The 20,267-nt window shown below is 58.9% G+C and carries 27 protein-coding genes; 25 read left to right on the plus strand and 2 right to left on the minus strand.

Annotated elements, in window-relative coordinates:
• The first annotated feature begins 2 nt into the window (after positions 1-2).
• The 20 genes from rpsQ to bfr all read left to right on the plus strand — a co-directional run bounded on the left by rpsQ (position 3) and on the right by bfr (position 11,198).
• The gene (gene rpsQ, locus FQ664_RS02785; RefSeq protein ID WP_003255478.1) at positions 3-269 is read left to right on the plus strand and encodes a 30S ribosomal protein S17; all 267 of its coding nucleotides are present in this window, start codon (positions 3-5) and stop codon (positions 267-269) included.
• Positions 270-292: 23 nt separating this feature from the next.
• Positions 293-661, plus strand: a complete 369-nt coding sequence (rplN, locus tag FQ664_RS02790) for a 50S ribosomal protein L14 (protein WP_002555479.1) — start codon at positions 293-295, stop codon at positions 659-661.
• Positions 662-672: 11 nt separating this feature from the next.
• Positions 673-987, plus strand: a complete 315-nt coding sequence (gene rplX / locus FQ664_RS02795) for a 50S ribosomal protein L24 (protein WP_003255476.1) — start codon at positions 673-675, stop codon at positions 985-987.
• A gap of 20 nt (positions 988-1,007) precedes the next feature.
• Positions 1,008-1,547, plus strand: a complete 540-nt coding sequence (rplE, locus tag FQ664_RS02800; RefSeq protein WP_003255474.1) for a 50S ribosomal protein L5 — start codon at positions 1,008-1,010, stop codon at positions 1,545-1,547.
• A gap of 13 nt (positions 1,548-1,560) precedes the next feature.
• Positions 1,561-1,866 carry a 30S ribosomal protein S14 gene (gene rpsN, locus FQ664_RS02805; RefSeq protein ID WP_012316516.1) on the plus strand — a complete coding sequence of 102 codons (306 nt, stop codon included), beginning with the start codon at positions 1,561-1,563 and terminating at the stop codon, positions 1,864-1,866.
• A gap of 209 nt (positions 1,867-2,075) precedes the next feature.
• Positions 2,076-2,468, plus strand: a complete 393-nt coding sequence (rpsH, locus tag FQ664_RS02810; RefSeq protein WP_019097628.1) for a 30S ribosomal protein S8 — start codon at positions 2,076-2,078, stop codon at positions 2,466-2,468.
• Between the two features lie 12 nt (positions 2,469-2,480).
• Positions 2,481-3,014 carry a 50S ribosomal protein L6 gene (gene rplF / locus FQ664_RS02815; protein WP_003255469.1) on the plus strand — a complete coding sequence of 178 codons (534 nt, stop codon included), beginning with the start codon at positions 2,481-2,483 and terminating at the stop codon, positions 3,012-3,014.
• A 10-nt stretch (positions 3,015-3,024) separates the two neighbouring features.
• Positions 3,025-3,375: a 50S ribosomal protein L18 gene (gene rplR / locus FQ664_RS02820; protein WP_003255467.1), complete on the plus strand. Its 351-nt coding sequence runs from the start codon at positions 3,025-3,027 to the stop codon at positions 3,373-3,375.
• Positions 3,376-3,378: 3 nt separating this feature from the next.
• Positions 3,379-3,879 (plus strand): 30S ribosomal protein S5, encoded by a 501-nt coding sequence (rpsE, locus tag FQ664_RS02825; RefSeq protein WP_003255465.1) that lies wholly within the window; start codon positions 3,379-3,381, stop codon positions 3,877-3,879.
• Positions 3,880-3,881: 2 nt separating this feature from the next.
• On the plus strand, positions 3,882-4,058 hold the full coding sequence (rpmD, locus tag FQ664_RS02830; protein WP_003255463.1) for a 50S ribosomal protein L30: 177 nt from the start codon (positions 3,882-3,884) through the stop codon (positions 4,056-4,058).
• A 3-nt stretch (positions 4,059-4,061) separates the two neighbouring features.
• Positions 4,062-4,496: a 50S ribosomal protein L15 gene (gene rplO, locus FQ664_RS02835; RefSeq protein ID WP_003257107.1), complete on the plus strand. Its 435-nt coding sequence runs from the start codon at positions 4,062-4,064 to the stop codon at positions 4,494-4,496.
• The gene (secY, locus tag FQ664_RS02840; RefSeq protein WP_003255459.1) at positions 4,497-5,828 is read left to right on the plus strand and encodes a preprotein translocase subunit SecY; all 1,332 of its coding nucleotides are present in this window, start codon (positions 4,497-4,499) and stop codon (positions 5,826-5,828) included. It begins immediately after the preceding gene.
• Between the two features lie 28 nt (positions 5,829-5,856).
• Positions 5,857-5,973, plus strand: a complete 117-nt coding sequence (gene rpmJ, locus FQ664_RS02845; RefSeq protein WP_002555468.1) for a 50S ribosomal protein L36 — start codon at positions 5,857-5,859, stop codon at positions 5,971-5,973.
• A 131-nt stretch (positions 5,974-6,104) separates the two neighbouring features.
• Complete coding sequence (gene rpsM / locus FQ664_RS02850; protein ID WP_003257112.1) at positions 6,105-6,461, plus strand: 30S ribosomal protein S13; 357 nt, start codon at positions 6,105-6,107, stop codon at positions 6,459-6,461.
• An 18-nt stretch (positions 6,462-6,479) separates the two neighbouring features.
• Entirely contained in the window at positions 6,480-6,869 is a 390-nt protein-coding gene (gene rpsK, locus FQ664_RS02855; RefSeq protein WP_003255454.1) for a 30S ribosomal protein S11, read from the plus strand.
• Positions 6,870-6,884: 15 nt separating this feature from the next.
• Positions 6,885-7,505, plus strand: a complete 621-nt coding sequence (rpsD, locus tag FQ664_RS02860; protein ID WP_003257114.1) for a 30S ribosomal protein S4 — start codon at positions 6,885-6,887, stop codon at positions 7,503-7,505.
• 22 nt (positions 7,506-7,527) lie between these two features.
• Complete coding sequence (locus tag FQ664_RS02865) at positions 7,528-8,529, plus strand: DNA-directed RNA polymerase subunit alpha (RefSeq protein ID WP_003255452.1); 1,002 nt, start codon at positions 7,528-7,530, stop codon at positions 8,527-8,529.
• 42 nt (positions 8,530-8,571) lie between these two features.
• The gene (gene rplQ / locus FQ664_RS02870; protein WP_003255451.1) at positions 8,572-8,958 is read left to right on the plus strand and encodes a 50S ribosomal protein L17; all 387 of its coding nucleotides are present in this window, start codon (positions 8,572-8,574) and stop codon (positions 8,956-8,958) included.
• 172 nt (positions 8,959-9,130) lie between these two features.
• Positions 9,131-10,570, plus strand: coding sequence for a catalase (locus tag FQ664_RS02875; RefSeq protein ID WP_144170324.1), 1,440 nt, complete (start codon positions 9,131-9,133; stop codon positions 10,568-10,570).
• A gap of 163 nt (positions 10,571-10,733) precedes the next feature.
• Entirely contained in the window at positions 10,734-11,198 is a 465-nt protein-coding gene (bfr, locus tag FQ664_RS02880; RefSeq protein WP_144170325.1) for a bacterioferritin, read from the plus strand.
• A gap of 72 nt (positions 11,199-11,270) precedes the next feature.
• Here bfr and uvrA read toward each other — a convergent pair whose 3' ends face one another.
• Positions 11,271-14,105 (minus strand): excinuclease ABC subunit UvrA, encoded by a 2,835-nt coding sequence (uvrA, locus tag FQ664_RS02885; protein ID WP_178090943.1) that lies wholly within the window; start codon positions 14,103-14,105, stop codon positions 11,271-11,273.
• A 129-nt stretch (positions 14,106-14,234) separates the two neighbouring features.
• Here uvrA and FQ664_RS02890 point away from each other — a divergent pair, with 129 nt between their 5' ends.
• The 3 genes from FQ664_RS02890 to FQ664_RS02900 all read left to right on the plus strand — a co-directional run bounded on the left by FQ664_RS02890 (position 14,235) and on the right by FQ664_RS02900 (position 16,849).
• On the plus strand, positions 14,235-15,629 hold the full coding sequence (locus FQ664_RS02890; RefSeq protein ID WP_144170326.1) for an MFS transporter: 1,395 nt from the start codon (positions 14,235-14,237) through the stop codon (positions 15,627-15,629).
• A gap of 9 nt (positions 15,630-15,638) precedes the next feature.
• Positions 15,639-16,181 carry a single-stranded DNA-binding protein gene (locus FQ664_RS02895; protein ID WP_114167939.1) on the plus strand — a complete coding sequence of 181 codons (543 nt, stop codon included), beginning with the start codon at positions 15,639-15,641 and terminating at the stop codon, positions 16,179-16,181.
• 218 nt (positions 16,182-16,399) lie between these two features.
• Complete coding sequence (locus FQ664_RS02900; RefSeq protein ID WP_144170327.1) at positions 16,400-16,849, plus strand: hypothetical protein; 450 nt, start codon at positions 16,400-16,402, stop codon at positions 16,847-16,849.
• A gap of 160 nt (positions 16,850-17,009) precedes the next feature.
• On the opposite strand, the gene FQ664_RS02905 is transcribed toward FQ664_RS02900, so the two are convergent.
• A complete protein-coding gene (locus FQ664_RS02905) occupies positions 17,010-18,392 on the minus strand; it encodes an aminotransferase-like domain-containing protein (protein ID WP_144170328.1) in 1,383 nt (460 codons plus the stop codon).
• Positions 18,393-18,592: 200 nt separating this feature from the next.
• On the opposite strand from FQ664_RS02905, the gene FQ664_RS02910 reads away from it, so the two are divergent.
• Together FQ664_RS02910 and FQ664_RS02915 are read left to right on the plus strand one after the other, a co-directional pair.
• Positions 18,593-19,378, plus strand: a complete 786-nt coding sequence (locus FQ664_RS02910; protein ID WP_144170329.1) for a sulfite exporter TauE/SafE family protein — start codon at positions 18,593-18,595, stop codon at positions 19,376-19,378.
• A gap of 23 nt (positions 19,379-19,401) precedes the next feature.
• Positions 19,402-20,163, plus strand: coding sequence for an SDR family NAD(P)-dependent oxidoreductase (locus tag FQ664_RS02915; protein ID WP_144170330.1), 762 nt, complete (start codon positions 19,402-19,404; stop codon positions 20,161-20,163).
• The last annotated feature ends 104 nt before the right edge of the window (positions 20,164-20,267 follow it).

Below are 20,267 nucleotides of genomic sequence, written 5' to 3' on the forward strand. Positions count from 1 at the left end.
TCATGGCTGAAGCTGAAAAAACCGTCCGTACGCTGACTGGCCGTGTCGTCAGCGACAAAATGGACAAGACCATCACCGTTCTGATCGAGCGTCGCGTCAAGCACCCGATCTACGGTAAATACGTTAAGCGTTCGACTAAGCTGCACGCGCACGACGAAGCCAACCAGTGCAAGATCGGCGACAAGGTTTCCATTCGCGAAACCCGTCCGCTGGCCAAGACCAAGTCCTGGGCACTGGTTGAAGTCCTCGAACGCGCTGTTGAAGTCTAAGGGCTAGGGGTCGGAGAAATTTTATGATTCAGACTCAATCCATGCTCGATGTGGCCGATAACAGCGGCGCTCGTCGCGTCATGTGCATCAAGGTACTCGGCGGTTCGCACCGTCGTTACGCCGGCATCGGTGACATCATCAAAGTGACCGTCAAGGAAGCGATTCCGCGCGGTAAGGTCAAAAAAGGCCAGGTGATGACTGCTGTTGTCGTCCGTACCCGTCACGGTGTACGTCGCGCTGACGGTTCCATCATTCGTTTCGACGGCAACGCTGCTGTTCTGCTGAACAACAAGCAAGAGCCGATCGGCACTCGCATCTTCGGGCCAGTGACCCGTGAACTTCGTACTGAGAAGTTCATGAAGATCGTCTCGCTCGCCCCTGAAGTGCTGTAAGGAGATCCGACATGCAAAAGATTCGTCGTGACGACGAGATCATCGTGATCGCCGGCAAAGACAAAGGTAAGCGCGGTAAGGTGCTGAAGGTTCTGGCTGATGACCGTCTGGTCATCGGTGGCGTGAACCTGGTCAAGCGTCATACCAAGCCTAACCCGATGGCGGGCGTACAGGGCGGTATCGTCGAGAAAGAAGCGCCTCTGCACGCTTCCAACGTTGCCATCTTCAACGGCGAGACCAACAAGGCTGACCGCGTTGGTTTCAAAGTAGAAGACGGTAAAAAAATTCGTGTCTTCAAGTCGACCCAAAAAGCGGTTGATGCTTGAACACTGCTAGGTAGAAGACCATGGCACGACTGAAAGAGATTTACCGGAACGAAATCGCTCCTAAGCTTAAGGAAGAACTTAAGCTGTCGAACGTGATGGAAGTTCCGCGCGTTACCAAGATCACCCTGAACATGGGTCTGGGCGAAGCGATCGGCGACAAGAAAGTCATCGAGCACGCTGTTGCCGACCTGGAAAAGATCACCGGTCAAAAGCCGGTCGTGACTTTCGCTCGCAAATCCATCGCTGGCTTCAAAGTCCGCGAAGGCTGGCCGATCGGCGTCAAGGTGACCCTGCGTAGCGACAAGATGTACGAATTCCTGGACCGCCTGCTGGCGATCTCCCTGCCTCGGGTTCGCGACTTCCGCGGCCTGAATGCCAAGTCCTTCGATGGTCGTGGCAACTACAGCATGGGCGTGAAAGAGCAGATCATCTTCCCGGAAATCGACTACGACAAGATCGATGCTCTGCGCGGTTTGGACATCACCCTGACCACCACTGCTCGTTCGGACGACGAAGGCCGCGCTCTGCTGCGTGCTTTCAAGTTCCCGTTCCGCAACTGATTGGAGTAGGAAAATGGCCAAGAAGAGCATGAAAAACCGCGAGCTGAAGCGTCAGCTCACGGTAGCCAAGTTCGCTAAGAAGCGTGCTGAGCTGAAAGCGACCATCGTCAACCTGAACGCCTCTCCAGAAGAGCGTTTCGCTGCCGTTGTCGCTCTGCAGAAGCAGCCACGTGATGCCAGCGCTGCGCGTCTGCGCAACCGTTGCCGCCTGACCGGTCGTCCTCACGGTGTATACCGTAAGTTCGGCCTGGGCCGTAACATGCTGCGTCAAGCTGCAATGCGCGGCGACGTACCAGGTCTGGTCAAGGCCTCCTGGTAATCGCTGTAGGCAGATTCCCGACGGAAGGGGAGCAATCTTCCGACCGTCGGTGACCTCGCCAACAAACAAGCCCCTATATGGGGCTTGTTTCGTTTCTGTCTTGTGTCTAGAATGACCGGCTCACCTGAGCCTGGGTTTTTTGCCCAATCCGCTCGGGTGGTTGTCATAGCCGCAAGGCTAATAATTCTTGTATCAGGAGCATCTAGCCCATGAGTATGCAGGACCCGTTAGCGGACATGCTAACTCGCATCCGTAATGCCCAGATGGCTGAAAAGTCCGTCGTAAGCATGCCTTCCTCTACCCTGAAGGTTGCGGTTGCCAAAGTTCTGAAGGACGAAGGTTACATCGCTGGCTACCAGGTAACTGGTGAGGCCAAGCCTTCCCTGTCGATCGAACTGAAGTACTTCGAAGGCCGTCCGGTCATCGAGGAACTGAAGCGCTCCAGCCGTCCAGGCCTGCGCCAGTACAAGTCCGTCACAGAGCTGCCGAAAGTACGTGGCGGCCTGGGCGTGTCTATCGTCTCCACCAACAAAGGTGTGATGACTGATCGCGCTGCGCGCGCTGCCGGTGTCGGCGGCGAAGTTCTGTGCACAGTGTTCTAAGGGGAGATAGACATGTCTCGCGTCGCTAAGAACCCCGTTAAGCTGCCATCCGGTGTCGAAGTCAAATTCGCCGGCCAGCAGCTTTCGGTGAAGGGTGCCAAAGGCACTCTCGAACTGAACGTTCACTCGTCTGTTGAAGTTACCGAAGAGTCTGGTGAGCTGCGTTTCGTCGCTCGCAATGGTGACCAGCAAGCTCGTGCCATGGCCGGTACTACCCGTGCTCTGGTCAACAACATGGTCCAAGGCGTAAGCCAAGGCTTCGAGCGCAAGCTCCAGCTGGTCGGTGTTGGTTACAAGGCACAGGCCAAAGGCACCGTCCTGAACCTGGCCCTGGGCTTCTCTCACCCAGTGGACTACGAACTGCCAGCCGGTATCACCGCTGAAACGCCTAGCCAGACCGACATCCTGATCAAGGGTATCGACAAGCAGCTGGTAGGTCAGGTGGCCGCTGAAATCCGCGACTTCCGTCCGCCAGAGCCTTACAAAGGTAAAGGTGTGCGTTACGCGGACGAAGTAGTCCGTCGTAAAGAAGCCAAGAAGAAGTAGGGCCTAGTAAATGACCGACAAAAAAGTTATTCGACTGCGTCGCGCTCGCAAAGCACGTCTCAAGATGCACGAACTCGAAGTCGTGCGCCTGTGCGTGTTCCGCTCCTCGCAGCACATCTACGCCCAGGTCATTTCGGCCGACGGCAGCAAGGTTCTGGCAAGCGCCTCGACCTTGGACAAAGACCTGCGTGATGGCGCCACTGGCAACATCGACGCGGCCACTAAGGTTGGCAAGCTGGTAGCTGAGCGTGCGAAAGCCGCCGGTGTATCTCAAGTTGCCTTTGACCGTTCCGGCTTCAAGTACCATGGCCGCGTCAAAGCGCTGGCTGATGCTGCTCGTGAAGGCGGGCTGGAGTTCTAAGTTATGGCAAATAACGATCAAAAGCGCGACGAAGGCTACATCGAGAAACTGGTTCAAGTTAACCGCGTTGCCAAAACCGTAAAAGGCGGCCGTATCTTCACCTTCACCGCGCTGACCGTGGTAGGTGATGGTAAAGGTCGTGTTGGCTTCGGCCGTGGCAAGTCGCGCGAAGTACCTGCCGCGATCCAGAAAGCCATGGAAGCTGCTCGCCGCAACATGATCCAGGTTGACCTGAAGGGCACCACCCTGCAGTACGCCACCAAGGCTGCCCACGGCGCCTCGAAGGTTTACATGCAGCCTGCTTCGGAAGGTACCGGTATCATCGCCGGTGGCGCAATGCGTGCTGTCCTGGAAGTTGCTGGTGTTCAGAACGTTCTGGCCAAGTGCTACGGTTCGACCAACCCTGTGAACGTGGTTTACGCCACCTTCAAGGGTCTGAAAGCCATGCAATCTCCTGAATCCATTGCTGCCAAGCGCGGCAAGAGCGTCGAGGAGATCTTCTGATCATGGCAACCGTAAAAGTAACGCTGATCAAGAGCGTCTCGGGCCGTCTGCCTAACCACAAGCTGTGCGTTAAGGGTCTGGGTCTGCGTCGCATCGGTCACACTGTAGAAGTCCAGGATACTCCCGAGAACCGCGGGATGATCAACAAGGCTTACTACATGCTGAAGGTCGAGGGTTAATCGATGAAACTCAATGATCTGAGTCCAGCGCCGGGTTCCCGTCGCGAGAAGCATCGTCCAGGTCGTGGTATCGGTAGCGGTCTGGGTAAGACCGGCGGCCGTGGCCACAAAGGTCAGACTTCCCGTTCGGGTGGTTCGATCGCTCCTGGCTTCGAAGGCGGTCAACAGCCGCTGCACCGTCGTCTGCCGAAGTTCGGCTTCGTTTCGCTGAAAGCCATGGACCGCGCCGAAGTGCGTCTGTCCGAGCTGGCCAAGGTGGAAGGCGACGTGATCTCCGTGCAATCCCTGAAGGATGCCAACGTGATTGGCCAGAACGTACAGCGCGTGAAAATCATGCTGTCTGGCGAAGTCACTCGCGCAGTCACCATCAAGGGTATCGCAGCCACCAAGGGTGCGCGTGCGGCTATCGAAGCAGCTGGCGGCAAGTTCGAGGAATAAATGGCTAAGCAAGGTGCTCTCTCTTCGCTCGGTAAGGGCGGGATGTCGGAACTCTGGGCTCGTCTGCGCTTTCTGTTCATGGCGATCATCGTCTATCGGATAGGTGCGCATATCCCGGTTCCTGGCATCAATCCAGACCGTCTGGCGGATCTGTTTCGGCAGAATGAGGGGACCATTCTTAGCTTGTTCAACATGTTTTCCGGTGGCGCGCTCGAGCGCATGAGCATCTTTGCACTGGGGATCATGCCGTACATCTCGGCATCGATCATCATGCAGCTGATGACGGCGGTCAGCCCGCAACTGGAGCAGTTGAAGAAGGAAGGTGAAGCTGGCCGTCGCAAGATCAGCCAGTACACCCGCTACGGCACCGTTATCCTGGCACTGGTTCAAGCCATTGGCATGTCCATTGGCCTGGCCAACCAGGGCGTGGCGTTTTCTGCAGGCCTGGGCTTCCATGTCGTCGCCGTCTCCACCTTCGTGGCAGGCGCGATGTTCATGATGTGGCTGGGTGAGCAGATCACCGAGCGCGGTGTGGGCAACGGTATCTCGATGTTGATCTTCGCAGGTATCGTTGCCGGTCTTCCGAGAGCAATCGGGCAGTCTTTCGAGTCTGCGCGCACAGGCGATATCAACATTTTCGCCCTGGTCGCTATCGGTTTGCTGGCAGTAGCGATTATCGGTTTCGTGGTGTTCATCGAGCGTGGTCAGCGTCGTATCGCCGTTCACTACGCCAAGCGTCAGCAGGGCCGCAAGGTCTTCGCTGCGCAGACTAGCCACTTGCCGCTGAAGGTGAACATGGCGGGGGTTATCCCGGCCATTTTCGCGAGCAGCATTCTGCTGTTCCCGGCTTCGCTGGGTGCCTGGTTCGGTCAGTCCGAAGGTATGGGCTGGCTGCAGGACATCTCGCAGTCGATCGCTCCTGGTCAGCCGTTGAACATTCTGCTGTTTAGTGCAGGGATCATTTTCTTCTGCTTCTTCTACACAGCGCTGATGTTCAACCCGAAAGACGTAGCGGAAAACCTGAAGAAGTCCGGTGCCTTTATTCCGGGTATCCGTCCTGGTGAGCAGTCGGCACGCTACATTGATGGCGTTCTGACCCGTCTGACCATGTTCGGTGCTCTTTACATGATGGCCGTCTGCCTTCTGCCCCAGTTCCTGGTGGTGGCAGCAAATGTGCCGTTCTACCTTGGCGGGACCTCGTTGCTGATTGTGGTAGTGGTTGTGATGGACTTCATGTCCCAAGTACAATCGCACCTCGTTTCGCACCAGTACGAATCCCTGATGAAGAAAGCCAACCTGAAAGGCTACGGTGGCAGCGGTCTGCTGCGCTGATACGCCCCTAAGGTTCGAGGAGTCGGTAATGAAAGTTCGTGCATCGGTGAAAAAGCTGTGCCGTAACTGCAAGATCATCCGTCGCGAAGGCGTCGTACGAGTGATCTGCAGCGCGGAACCGCGTCACAAACAGCGCCAAGGCTGAGTGTGATCTGCGCTTCAAACCCAGCAGCTAGTGTGCTGCTGGGTTGATTATTCGTTTCTACAGCGATATTATCTCGCGCCCTATTTCTTGGCTTCCGGGGCGTAGGTAGCTGTCAATTGGAGTCCCACTGAATGGCCCGTATTGCAGGCGTCAACATTCCAGATAACAAGCATGCTGTTATCTCGCTGACCTACATCTATGGTGTCGGTCGCACTACTGCACAGAAGATCTGTGCAGACGCTGGTGTAAACCCAGCCGCTAAGATCAAGGATCTGAGCGACGAGCAAATCGAAACCCTGCGTGGCGAAGTCGCGAAGTTCACCACCGAAGGTGACCTGCGTCGTGACATCAACATGAAGATCAAGCGCTTGATGGACCTGGGTTGCTACCGCGGCCTGCGTCATCGTAAAGGTCTGCCGGTTCGCGGTCAGCGCACCAAGACCAACGCACGCACCCGTAAGGGCCCGCGTAAGCCGATCCGCAAGTAATCGCCCAGGAATATAGACATGGCAAAACCTGCTGCTCGTCCTCGTAAGAAAGTCAAAAAGACAGTGGTTGATGGCATCGCCCACATCCATGCCTCTTTCAACAACACCATCGTGACCATCACCGACCGTCAGGGCAACGCTTTGTCCTGGGCGACCTCCGGTGGTTCGGGTTTCCGTGGTTCGCGCAAATCCACCCCGTTCGCAGCCCAGATCGCTGCTGAGCGTGCTGGTCAAGCTGCGCTGGAATACGGTCTGAAGAACCTCGACGTTAACGTCAAGGGTCCAGGTCCAGGTCGTGAGTCCGCCGTTCGTGCACTGAACAGCTGCGGCTACAAGATCGCCAGCATCACCGACGTGACGCCTATCCCGCACAACGGGTGCCGTCCGCCGAAGAAGCGTCGCGTGTAATCAGGAGACAGAAGAATGGCACGTTACATTGGTCCAAAATGCAAACTGTCTCGTCGTGAAGGCACTGACCTGTTCCTGAAGAGCGGCGTTCGCGCTCTGGAATCGAAGTGCAACATCGAAGCAGCCCCAGGTATTCACGGCCAGCGCCGTGGCCGTCAGTCCGACTACGGTACCCAGCTGCGCGAGAAACAAAAAGTTCGTCGTATCTACGGTGTTCTGGAGCGTCAGTTCCGCGGTTACTACCAGGCTGCAGCCTCGAAAAAAGGCGCAACCGGTGAAAACCTGCTGCAACTGCTCGAGTGCCGTCTGGATAACGTCGTCTACCGTATGGGCTTCGGCTCGACTCGTTCCGAGTCCCGTCAGCTGGTTTCGCACAAAGCGATCAGCGTCAACGGTAAGACTGTAAACATTCCATCCTACCAAGTTCGTCCGGGTGACGTGGTCGCGGTTCGCGAGAAGTCGCTGAACCAGCTGCGCATTGTTCAAGCCCTTGAACTGTGCGCCCAGCGTGGCCGCGTTGAGTGGGTTGACGTGGATGCTGCTAAAAAGTCGGGCGTTTTCAAGAACGTTCCTGCTCGCAGCGACCTGTCTGCCGACATCAACGAGAACCTGATTGTCGAGCTCTACTCCAAGTAAGGGCTAGAAAATAGGTGCATCCATGCAGATTTCGGTAAATGAGTTCCTGACTCCCCGCCACATTGATGTGCAGGTAGTCAGTCCGACCCGCGCCAAGATCACGCTCGAGCCTCTCGAGCGTGGCTTCGGCCATACCCTGGGCAACGCGCTGCGCCGCATCCTGTTGTCCTCCATGCCTGGCTGTGCAGTAGTCGAGGCCGAGATCGACGGCGTACTCCACGAGTACTCCGCGATCGAAGGTGTTCAGGAAGACGTAATTGAAATCCTGTTGAACCTGAAAGGCCTGGCTATCAAACTGCACGGTCGTGACGAAGTTACGCTGACCTTGTCGAAAAAGGGTTCGGGGGTGGTTACCGCTGCCGATATTCAGCTGGATCACGATGTCGAGATCGTCAACCCCGATCACGTAATCGCGAACCTGGCGTCGAACGGCGCCCTGAACATGAAGCTCACTGTAGCTCGTGGTCGTGGTTACGAGCCGGCCGACTCCCGTCAAACCGACGAAGACGAAAGCCGTAGCATTGGCCGTTTGCAGCTGGACGCTTCGTTCAGCCCGGTGCGTCGTATCGCCTATGTGGTCGAGAACGCCCGTGTTGAACAGCGTACCAACCTGGACAAGCTGGTCATTGATCTGGAAACCAACGGCACCCTGGATCCTGAAGAGGCTATTCGCCGCGCTGCGACCATCCTGCAACAGCAGCTGGCCGCGTTCGTCGACCTCAAAGGTGACAGCGAGCCTGTCGTAGTCGAGCAGGAAGACGAGATCGATCCGATCCTGCTGCGTCCGGTTGACGACCTGGAACTGACTGTACGTTCGGCCAACTGCCTCAAGGCGGAGAACATCTACTACATCGGCGACCTGATTCAGCGTACCGAAGTAGAGCTGTTGAAGACTCCTAACCTGGGCAAGAAGTCCCTGACTGAAATCAAGGACGTCCTGGCCTCTCGTGGTCTGTCTCTCGGCATGCGCCTCGACAACTGGCCGCCTGCAAGTCTTAAGAAAGACGACAAGGCGACCGCCTGATCGTCGTAATCACCGAACGTAGTGTTTGGTAAGGAATGAATCATGCGTCATCGTAAAAGTGGACGTCACCTGAGCCGTACCAGCTCTCACCGCAAGGCTATGTTCCAGAACATGGCAGTGTCGCTGATCGAGCACGAGCTGATCAAAACCACCCTGCCGAAAGCCAAGGAACTGCGCCGCGTTGCCGAGCCGCTGATCACCCTGGCCAAGGAAGACAGCGTTGCTAACCGTCGTCTGGCCTTCGACCGTACCCGTTCGAAGTCCGCCGTTGGCAAACTGTTCAACGACCTGGGCAAGCGTTACGCCACCCGTCAGGGCGGCTACCTGCGCATCCTGAAGTGCGGTTTCCGCGCTGGCGACAACGCGCCTATGGCGTACGTCGAGCTGGTTGATCGTCCGGTCGGCGGTGCTGTAGAAGCTGCTGAGTAAGACGTTCTGTCTGCTACAAAGAACCGGGCCTAGTGCCCGGTTTTTTGTTTCTGTATGCATTGTTTATTTCTATTGATTCAAGTCATGTAATGAATTTGTCCCTGTAACCTTGCTCGTCGATACTCTCGTCACAGCCGATCAGCCGGCGTTTCGTGACCGATAAGGAGAGCCCATGAGCAAGATTCTCACCACCGCCAGCGGTGCACCTGTAGCCGATAACCAGAATTCCCGCTCCGCCGGCCCACGTGGCCCGTTGCTGCTCGATGATTTCCACCTGATCGAGAAGCTCGCTCATTTCAACCGCGAAAACATTCCTGAGCGCCGTGTTCACGCTAAAGGCTCGGGTGCCTACGGCACTTTCACCGTTACCCGTGATATCACTGGCTACACCAGTGCCAAGCTGTTCGAGCAAATCGGCAAGCAAACTGAAACCTTCCTGCGTTTCTCCACCGTCGGCGGCGAGCGTGGCTCGGCAGACACCGAGCGCGACCCACGTGGCTTCGCCGTCAAGTTCTACACCGAGGAAGGCAACTGGGACATTGTTGGCAACAACACGCCGGTGTTCTTCATTCGCGACCCGCTGAAGTTCCCCGATTTTATCCATACCCAGAAACGCCACCCGCAGTCCAACCTGAAGAATGCTCAGATGATGTGGGACTTCTGGTCGCACTCGCCCGAGGCGTTGCACCAGATCACCATCCTGTTCTCTGACCGTGGCATTCCGGACGGCTATCGTCACATGCACGGCTTCGGTAGCCACACCTACAGCCTGATCAATGGCAAGGGTGAGCGCACTTGGGTGAAATGGCACTTCAAGACTCAGCAAGGCATCAAGAACCTCGCCCCGGCAGATGCTGCACGCCTGGCCGGCACGGACCCTGATTACGCCCAGCGCGACTTGTTCGAGGCCATTGAGCGTGGCGACTATCCACGTTGGACAGTTTGCATTCAGGTGATGAGCGAAACCGAGGCTGCCAGCCGCGACGAAAACCCCTTCGACGTGACCAAGACCTGGTCGCAAAAGGTCTACCCGTTGATCGAGGTGGGCGTGCTGGAGCTTAACCGTAACCCGCTCAACTACTTTGCCGAGGTCGAGCAGGCTGCCTTTGGCCCGAGCAACATGGTGCCGGGTGTCGGCTTGTCGCCGGATCGCATGCTGCAGGGGAGGGTATTCGCCTACGCTGACGCCCACCGCTACCGGGTAGGCACCAACCACCAGCAACTCCCGGTGAACGCGCCACGCTGTCCGGTTAACAGCTATCAGCGTGACGGTTCCATGGCCACCGGCAGTTACGGCAGCGCGCCGAACTATGAGCCCAACAGCTACAGTCATGCACCGAAGCAGTCGCCGCGCCATGCCGAGCCTGCACTGGCCCTGAATGGTTCGGCTGATCGCTACGACCACCGCGAGGACACCGACTACTACAGCCACGCCGGGGCGCTGTTTCGCCTGATGAACGATGAGCAGAAAGCCCTGCTGATCAACAACATTGCTGGCACCATGGCAGGCGTCAGCGAAGATGTGGTCCAGCGCCAGCTGCAGTACTTCTTCAAGGCCGATCCGGCCTATGGCGAGGGGATTGCCAAGGCTTTGGAGATCAGTCTCGCTTAAGTCGAAGTGATAAGAAGAACCGCCCTCATTTGGGCGGTTTTTCAATGAATATCACTACTGTTTAACCGATTTTTTGCTTCTAATTGCGCGTTTTTCAGTGACCGTAGGCAAAAGCTGGTTCACACTATGTGGCATAGACGTTTTCATATGGAGAATCAGGGCGATGCAAGGCCATCCGGACGTAATCAACTATCTCGTCACGCTGCTGAAGGGCGAACTGGCGGCACGCGACCAGTACTTCATTCATTCGCGCATGTACGAAGACTGGGGCCTGTCCAAGCTCTACGAGCGCATCAACCACGAAATGGAAGAAGAGACGCAGCACGCCGATGCCCTGATGCGTCGCATCCTCATGCTCGAAGGCACCCCTGACATGCGCGCGGACGACCTGGAAGTGGGCAGCACCGTGCCGGAAATGATCGCGGCTGACCTCAAGCTTGAGTACAAGGTGCGCGGCGCGCTGTGCAAAGGCATCGAACTGTGCGAGCTGCACAAGGACTACGTCAGCCGTGACATCCTGCGTGCGCAGCTGGCCGATACCGAAGAAGATCATACCTACTGGCTGGAGAAGCAGCAGGGCCTGATCAAGGCCATTGGCCTGGAAAACTACCTGCAATCGCAGATGTAAGTTATCCACAGACTCAAGAAAAAGCCCCTGGCACCAACGGTACCCGGGGCTTTTTCATTGCGCCGTCAGCACTCAGGCTCGGTCCCGCTCCAGCAGCGGTTTCAGGTAGTGCCCGGTATACGACTGCTGCATTTCGCTCAGCTCTTCCGGCGTACCGCAGGCAATGATTTGTCCACCCTTTGAGCCACCCTCCGGCCCCAGGTCCACCAGCCAGTCGGCGGTCTTGATCACATCCAGATTGTGTTCGATCACCACCACGGTATTGCCGTGGTCGCGCAGGCGATGCAGCACGTCCAGCAGTTGCTGGATATCGGCAAAGTGCAGGCCTGTGGTCGGCTCGTCGAGGATGTACAGGGTCTTGCCGGTATCGCGCTTGGATAGCTCGCGCGACAGCTTCACCCGCTGCGCCTCACCGCCAGACAGCGTGGTCGCCGACTGCCCCAGCTTGATGTACGACAGGCCCACATCCATCAGCGTCTGCAGCTTGCGCGCCAGCGCCGGCACCGCATCGAAGAACTCGCGGGCATCCTCGATGGTCATTTCCAGCACCTCGTGGATGTTTTTGCCCTTGTACTTGATCTCCAGGGTTTCGCGGTTGTAGCGCTTGCTCTTGCACACATCGCATGGCACGTAGATATCCGGCAGGAAGTGCATTTCCACCTTGATCAGGCCATCGCCCTGGCAGGCCTCGCAACGGCCACCCTTGACGTTGAACGAGAAGCGCCCGGGGCCATAACCGCGCGAGCGCGACTCCGGCACGCCGGAGAACAGCTCGCGGATCGGCGTGAAGATGCCGGTGTAGGTCGCCGGGTTGGAGCGCGGGGTGCGGCCGATCGGGCTCTGGTCGATATCCACTACCTTGTCCAGATGCTGCAAGCCATCCATGCTGGCATGCGGCGCCGCTTCCAGGCTGCTTGCACCATTCAGGGCGGTGGCGGCCAGGGGGAACAGGGTGTTGTTGATCAGCGTCGACTTGCCCGAGCCGGACACCCCGGTCACGCAGGTCAGCAGGCCGATTGGCACTTCCAGGTCGACGTTCTGCAAGTTGTTGCCGCGTGCGCCCTTGAGCTTGAGTTGCAGCTTCTTGTTGCGCGGCGTGCGCTTGGCCGGCACGACAATCTTCTTGCGCCCGGACAGGTACTTGCCGGTCAGTGAATCAGGGTGATTCATGACCTCCTGCGGCGAGCCCTCAGCGACGATCTGCCCGCCGTGCACGCCGGCCCCCGGGCCGATGTCGACCACGTAGTCGGCCAGGCGAATGGCGTCCTCGTCGTGTTCCACCACGATCACCGTGTTGCCCAGGTCGCGCAGGTGGTTGAGGGTGGCCAGCAGGCGGTCGTTGTCACGCTGATGAAGGCCGATGGATGGTTCATCGAGGATGTACATCACCCCCACCAGGCCAGCGCCGATCTGGCTGGCCAGGCGGATACGCTGCGCTTCGCCACCGGACAGGGTATCGGCGCTGCGGTCGAGGGTGAGATAGTCGAGACCGACGTTGACCAGGAACTGCAGGCGCTCGCAGATTTCCTTGAGGATCTTTGCCGCAATTTCGCCGCGGCGGCCGGTCAGGGTCAGTTCGCCGAAGTAGTTGCTGGCTTCGCCAATCGGCAGGTTGGTCACCGCCGGCAAGGTCTTTTCGCCTACCCAAACATGGCGCGCTTCACGGCGCAGGCGGGTACCGCGGCAATCCGGGCAGGGCTGGGTGCCGAGGAACTTGGCCAGCTCCTCGCGCACGGTGGCCGACTCGGTCTCGCGGTAGCGGCGCTCCAGGTTCGGCACGATGCCTTCGAACGGGTGCGAGCGCTTGACGATATCGCCGCGGTCGTTGAGGTACTTGAAGTCGACACTCTGCTTGCCGCTACCCTGCAGGATTACCTTCTGGTGTTCGGCTGACAGCTCGCCGAACGGCTCCTCCAGGCTGAAGCCATAATGCGCGGCAAGTGAGCCGAGCATCTGGAAGTAGTACACGTTACGGCGGTCCCAGCCGCGGATCGCACCTTCGGCCAAGGTGAGCTCGGCATTGACCAGGCGCTTGGTGTCGAAGAACTGCTTCACTCCCAGGCCATCGCAGGTCGGGCAGGCGCCAGCCGGGTTGTTGAAGGAGAACAACTTCGGTTCCAGCTCACTGATCGCATGGCCACAGACCGGGCAGGCGAAGCGTGCGGAGAAGATCATCTCTTCGCCTTGCTCGTCGTCCATCGGTGCCACCAGGGCGATGCCGTCGGCCAGCTTCAGCGCGGTCTCGAACGACTCGGCCAGACGCTGCTGGAGGTCGGCGCGGACCTTGAAACGGTCGACTACCACATCGATGCTGTGCTTTTTCTGCTTGTCCAGTTTGGGCAGTTCGTCCAGCTCGTAGAGCTTGCCGTTGACCCGGGCGCGCACAAAACCCTGGGCGCGCAGTTCGTCGAACACTGCCAGGTGCTCGCCCTTGCGCTCGCGCACCACTGGCGCCAGCAGCATCAGCTTGCTGCCTTCCGGGCGCTCCAGCACCAGGTCGACCATCTGGCTGATCGTTTGCGCCTCCAGCGGGATATCGTGGTCCGGGCAGCGAGGGGTACCGACGCGGGCGTACAGCAGGCGCAGGTAGTCGTAGATTTCGGTGATGGTGCCGACCGTGGAGCGGGGGTTGTGCGAGGTCGACTTCTGCTCGATGGAAATGGCCGGCGACAGGCCCTCGATGGTGTCGACGTCAGGCTTTTCCATCATCGACAGGAACTGCCGGGCATAGGCCGACAGCGATTCCACATAGCGGCGCTGGCCTTCGGCGTACAGGGTGTCGAACGCCAGGGACGACTTGCCGGAACCGGACAGGCCGGTGATCACGATCAGCTTGTCCCGGGGCAGGGTCAGGTCGATGTTCTTCAGGTTGTGGGTGCGTGCCCCACGAATCAGGATCTTGTCCACTGCGGCCTCGCTCGGCGGGCATAAACAAGGAAGTATACGGCGCCCTGCCAGTACGCGGCAAAGCGTCGCGTAGATGCCGTCACGCTGTCGGACTGATAGAATCGCCGCCGGTTCACACGAGGTTAATCCATGCACGACACCCACAACGAGCGCATGAGTGGCGGCGAAACCCGCGCCGCTGGCGGCCTGGCCCTGGTCTTTGCCTTTCGTATGCTGGGCATGTTCATGGTCTTGCCGGTGCTGGCCACCTACGGCATGGACCTGGCCGGTGCCACGCCCGCGCTGATCGGCCTGGCCATTGGTGCCTATGGCCTGACCCAGGCCGTATTGCAGATCCCGTTCGGGATGATTTCCGATCGCATCGGCCGCCGGCCAGTGATTTACCTGGGATTGGTGATCTTTGCCCTGGGCAGTGTATTGGCGGCCCAGGCCGACTCCATCTGGGGGGTGATCGCCGGGCGTATCCTGCAGGGGGCCGGGGCGATTTCCGCTGCGGTAATGGCGCTGCTGTCCGACCTCACCCGCGAACAGCACCGGACCAAGGCCATGGCCATGATCGGCATGAGCATCGGCCTGTCGTTTGCCGTCGCCATGGTCGTCGGCCCGTTGCTGACCCGTGCCTTTGGTTTGTCAGGATTGTTCCTCACCACGGCAGGACTTGCCCTGGTCGGTATCTTGCTGATCGCTTTTGTCGTGCCCAATACCCACAGCATTCTGCAGCACCGTGAATCGGGCGTGGCGCGCCAGGCGATCGGCCCGACCCTGCGCCATCCGGACCTTCTGCGTTTGGACGTGGGTATCTTCATCCTCCACGCCATCCTCATGGCCAGCTTCGTGGCACTGCCACTGGCCTTCGTCGAACGTGGTGGCCTGCCGAAGGAGCAGCACTGGTGGGTGTACCTTACCGCGTTGTTCATCTCATTTTTTGCAATGGTTCCGTTCATCATCTACGGCGAAAAAAAGCGCAGGATGAAACGCGTACTGGCCGGGGCGGTCAGTGTGTTGCTGCTGGTGGAGGTGTTCTTCTGGCAGTGGGCTGACGGTTTGCGCGGACTGGTGATCGGCACCGTGGTATTCTTTACTGCATTCAACCTGCTGGAGGCATCGCTGCCTTCGCTGGTGAGCAAGGTGTCGCCTGCGGGTGGCAAGGGGACGGCAATGGGGGTTTACTCCACCAGCCAGTTCCTCGGCGCTGCCTTGGGAGGAATCCTCGGTGGCTGGTTGTTCCAGCACGGCGGGCTGAGCATGGTGTTCCTCGGTTGTGCGGTACTGTGTGCCATCTGGTTGGTCGTCGCCTTGCGCATGAACGAGCCGCCCTATGTGACCAGCCTGCGCATGCCGCTGACGCCAGAGGCAGTCCGCGAAGCCGGCCTGACCGAGCGCCTGATGGCCGTGCCGGGTGTGACCGACGCCGTCGTGGTGGCGGAAGAAGCCGCCATCTATATCAAACTGGATACGAAAATTTTGGACCGTACGACCCTCGAGCGCCTGGTGAACCCGGCCTCTTCGGCGTGCGAAGCCTAGGAGAACGTTATGGCCCGTGGGGTTAACAAAGTCATTCTGGTCGGCACCTGTGGCCAGGATCCCGAAGTCCGCTACCTGCCCAACGGTAACGCCGTGACCAACCTGAGCCTGGCTACCAGCGAGCAGTGGACCGACAAGCAGTCGGGCCAGAAGGTCGAGCGTACCGAGTGGCACCGTGTGTCGCTGTTCGGCAAGGTTGCCGAGATCGCTGGCGAATACCTGCGCAAGGGTTCGCAGTGCTATATCGAAGGCAAGCTGCAGACCCGCGAGTGGGAAAAAGACGGCATCAAGCGCTACACCACCGAGATCATCGTCGACATCAACGGCACCATGCAGCTGCTCGGCGGCCGTCCGCAAGGCCAGCAGCAGGGCGGTGACCCGTACAACCAGGGTGGCGGCAACTACGGTGGCGGTCAGCAGCAACAGTACAACCAGGCGCCGCGCCAGCAGGCCCCGCGTCCGCAACAGGCTCCTCAGCGCCCGGCACCGCAGCAGCCAGCCCCGCAGCCGGCGGCTGACTTCGACAGCTTCGATGACGATATTCCGTTCTGATTCGAACGGTTAGGCATCGCGTCAGACCAAAAAGCCCGGGGCAATTGCTCCGGGTTTTTTTATGTCTGGAGCAAGGAAACGATGTGAGCGTATTGGCTGGTGCTTAAACTATTTCAATGAAGTATCTTTCTTTTTTGTAGGGGGTTTCTGAAGTTGCTCCAGCGCCAACTATGTGCTGCCCTGATTGCTTAGTATCCATGCTTTCTAAGGAGTGGATCATGCAATCAGAAAGTGAAGATCAAATAGAAATCAAACTGAATTCTTCAGTGGGCGACTATCGTATCCCGGGGTTCAGCGAAGGTTACGCTGTGTACCTCAATGGTTGCGACAAGGGTGCAGGCTACACGGGAGCGCTCCTACTCCTGTTGGGTTTTTCCATCGCTGCGCTGGCCATCGGTGCTCTGGTTTTCGGCTCGTCGACGATCACCTACTATCGTTCTGCCGGCCCCTCCTGGTTTCAGTATGTCCAGATGTACGCAGGGCCGATAATGACCGCTGGTGGTGCGCTGTTTACTTTGGGTGGTTATCTGTATTCAAAGAAACCGATGGGGCGAGAGGCGTTCCTGCTGACGATCTGCAAACTCATCGCGCCAAATGGGCAGATTGTGACTGGAACAGTTCACATCCGGTATCTGGGTGGCGATGATTTCAATATCGAAGTCGGCTGACGAGCAGTCGGGTCAGAGGCGCGAAGAATTTTTCTCTTACTTGTAGGTTTGGGGTGCGCGGACCCTCACCTGCAGCGGATTAGCTGTGTGCGGCCTTGCGTCGCGAAAGGGGCGCAAAGCGCCCCAAAAAGTGGTACTGCAACACCAGTACCAGGTCAGTTCAATAGAACAACCGCGGCTCCGGCGAATCCAGCAGGCTGACCAGCTTGGTCAGGGCAAAGCCCAGTTCCTCGCGCTTGGGGGCCATCAGGGCAATTCGCACGCCGCAGTTGGCGTGGCTGCGTTCCGGCAGGAACTGGCTGCCACTGACCACCGTGACGCCATTGTCGCGCGCCAGGTTGGCGAATTCGTCGCTGGTCCACGGCTCCGGTAACTCCAGCCAGATGTGGAAGCTGTTGGGCTGGCTGCGGATCTTGTACCTGCCAAGGATCTCCCGGGCCATTTGCTGGCGCGCGGCTGCCTCGTCCTGCTGTACCCGCACCAACTGGTCGGCCATGCCGCTGTTGATCAGGTTGCTGGCCAGTTGCGCCATCAACGGCGATGGCATCCAGACGCTGCTGCGTACCATCGACGATAACCGCGAGAGGGTTTGCGGTGGCGCGTACAGGTAACCGATGCGCAGCGCCGGCAGCACACTTTTGGACAGGCTGGTGAGGTACACCGAGCGTTCAGGCGCATACGCGGCCAGTGGCTGGTAATCCGCTGCGGGTTCGAGAAAACCGTAGATATCGTCATCGACGATAAACAGGTCGAACTCGCGGGCTATCTCGGCGATGGCCTGGCGCCGTGCGTGGGGCATGATCGAGTTGGTCGGGTTCTGGTGGGTGGTGACGCACACCAGCAGGGAAGGGCGGTGCTCCAGGCAGGCCGCGCGCAATGCCTCGGGAATCAGGCCGTGCTCGTCCATGGCCACGCCGCGCAGGCGGCGGCCCATGCTGTGGGCCAGGGAGATGATGCCCGGGTAGCAGAACGATTCGCACAGCACCACATCGTCGCTCTTCGACAGGCTGCTGATGGCCACCAATAGTCCATGCTGGGCGCCAGAGGTCAGTACAACCTGTTGCCAGCGAGCATCAGGCAGCCAGCGCTGAATCCAGGCTGCCCCTGCTTGTTTGTGGGAGGTGTGACCCCCCTCAGTCACATAGTCGAGTACCTGCCCCAGGTCCGGAGAAGTGGCCAGCTCGCTGATCGCCGCACCCAACCACTCACTCATGTGGGCGTCGTTGGGTTTGATGATCGAGAGATCGATCTGGCTGCTTTCGCCAGTAACGGGGGCAGGCACCGATGGGGTGGATAACCGCTGTCGCAACTGCCTGACAAATGTGCCACGGCCCACCTCTCCAACCACCAGGCCGCGCTTGGCGGCTTCGTCGTAGGCTCTTCCAACGGTGCCGGGGGTTACATTGAGTGCCTCGGCAAGGTCTTTGAGGGTGGGCAAACGATCGCCTGCTGCAAGCCGACCACTTTCGATGTCCTGTTCAAGGGCATTAGCGATCATCAGGTAAACCGGCTGGGTTTGATCGCCGTATTGAGGGACCCACATGGAAATGGCACCAGATTCTGCAATTGCGCGCAAGCCTAACATGAAAGCCAAGATGCGGGTAATGATGACAATCATCGCCATTGAGTCGATTTAATTTTATATTGCATCGATTCAATCTTTGTAATTACAATCACCGCGCTGATTGGGACATGCACACTTGCGTTGTGCTTGGCAGGACACTCCACTGGATGGACTTTAATATGGAAGTTCTGGGCGCTTTCTGGGCGGAACACTGGTTGCTGGCGGTCCTCATGCTCGGAGCTATCGCCTTCGTTGCCGGCTTCGTCGACAGCATTGCCGGTGGCGGCGGGTTGTTCCTGGTGCCGGGCTTTCTGCTGGTCGGCATGCCACCGCAAGTAGCGCTCGGCCAGGAAAAACTGGTCAGTACCCTCGGCACCCTGGCGGCGATCCGCAACTTTCTGGCCAATAGCAAGATGGTCTGGCAGGTGGCGCTGGTCGGCGTGCCGTTCTCGCTGTTCGGTGCCTACCTGGGGGCGCACCTGATCGTGTCGATCTCCCAGGAAACCGTGGGCAAGATCATCCTGGCGCTGATCCCCTTCGGCATCCTCATCTTCCTCACCCCCAAGGACCGCCCGGTCGAGGAGCGCGAACTGTCATCGCGCGTGCTGTTCACCGTGGTCCCGCTGACCTGCCTGGTCATCGGCTTCTATGACGGCTTCTTCGGCCCCGGTACCGGCAGCATGTTCATCATCGCCTTCCATTACCTGCTGCGCATGGACCTGGTCTCCAGCTCGGCCAACTCCAAAACCTTCAACTTCGCCTCCAACATCGGCGCCCTGGTGGCCTTCGTCATTGCTGGCAAGGTCGTCTACCTGCTGGCGTTGCCGCTGGTGGCCTGCAACATCCTCGGTAACCACCTGGGCAGCGCACTGGCCCTGCGCAAGGGCAACGAAGTGGTACGCAAGGCATTGGTGTTCTCGATGCTCTGCCTGTTTACCAGCCTGGGCATGAAATACCTGGCCTGACCCCCATCCATAGGAGACAACTGATGAAAACCGCATTCGTAACCGGCGCCTCCTCGGGCTTTGGCCGCGCCATCTGCCGTACCTTGATCGGTAAAGGCTACCGCGTGATCGGTGGCGCCCGGCGCATGGATAAGCTGCAAGCGCTGGCAACCGAACTGGGTGTCAACTTCATTCCGTTGGCGCTGGATGTCACCGACCCGCTGTCGCTCGAGACGGCGGTCGAGCAGATTCGTGATGCTTCGCTGCAGATCGACCTGCTGGTCAACAATGCCGGGCTGGCGCTGGGTGTGGACCGTGCCCAGGCCAGCAGTGCGGAAAACTGGCAGCGGATGATCGACACCAACATCACCGGCCTGGCCATGGTCACCCACAAGATCCTGCCGCAGATGGTGGAAGCCGACAGCGGCATGATCATCAACATCGGCTCGATCGCCGGCACCTACCCCTACCCGGGCGGTAACGTGTATGGCGCCAGCAAGGCCTTCGTCCGCCAGTTCAGCCTCAACCTGCGCGCCGACCTCGCGGGCACCCGCGTGCGGGTGAGCAACATCGAGCCGGGGCTGTGCTCGGGCACCGATTTCTCGGTGGTGCGCCTGAACGGCGACCTGGATGCCGTGCAGGCCCTGTACCGGGATGTGCAGGCCATCCTGCCCGAGGACATCGCGGCCACGGTGGCCTGGATTGCCGAGCAGCCGGCGCATGTGAACATCAATACCATCGAGATCATGCCGGTGGCCCAGAGCAGCGCGGCGCTGAACGTGGTGCGCAACCTGCCGCTTTGCTGATCGGCCAGTGGTGGATGGCACCGGCGTTGCCGGTGTTCGCGGGTGAACCCGCTCCCACAGCAATAGCGCGACAGCTTGGGTATGTGTAATACCTGTGGGAGCGG

The organism is Pseudomonas persica (genome assembly GCF_900291015.1).
Classification (GTDB): Bacteria; Pseudomonadota; Gammaproteobacteria; order Pseudomonadales; family Pseudomonadaceae; genus Aquipseudomonas.